We start from the raw sequence: 589 nt of genomic DNA on the forward strand, positions 1-589 counted from the left end.
CACCCGATCCGGAGGCAAGCTGGCCAGCAGGGAATCTCCATGGCGATCCAGAAGCCGCTCCACCTGGCGCACATCTCCCCGCACCGCTGACCAGCGGTTGTACTTCAGGTCGGTGTCGATTTTGGAGATGGCCTCATCAATTTCCAGCAGCTTCGTTTCCTGAATAGGCAACGCCCGCCGCAACAGGGTACGGGGATCCGTGATGGCATCCCCTTGGGGCAGAGCCAAGGCCGGGATCCCCCAGAGCACCACCACGCAGAATAGAGCAGCTACGCAGAAGCCAAACCGACAGACCTCTATCCAAGACAGGGATCCCCATTGCCAAAATCCTTGGGCACGCTGCGTCATGGTTCCTACCGACTGCAAAACCACTCCTGTCTCAGCCTGACATCCCACCGTCACAGGCGGCAAGCGCTGTCAAACCTCGATAGATATCTCCACGACTGGCTCACTCCACCTGGGGGAAAGCCGTCATCGCTACACGACGCTTTTGCGACCGCAATAGCGGGACCAACTTCTCCAAGGGCATGGCTACACGGCTCTCCAGTTGGTTGGCGTCGGTTTTGGCGTCGGCGTTGGCGTCGGTGTT

1 pseudogene is annotated in these 589 nt (G+C 59.6%); it reads right to left on the minus strand.

Going from position 1 to position 589, the window contains the following annotated elements:
- Nucleotides 1–348, minus strand: a pseudogene (locus tag NW819_RS11585) (peptidylprolyl isomerase); the annotation flags it as partial.
- Between the last annotated feature and the right edge of the window lie 241 nt (nt 349–589).

Source organism: Synechococcus sp. R8-2 (assembly GCF_047461715.1).
In the GTDB taxonomy this organism is placed as follows: domain Bacteria; phylum Cyanobacteriota; class Cyanobacteriia; order Thermostichales; family Thermostichaceae; genus Thermostichus.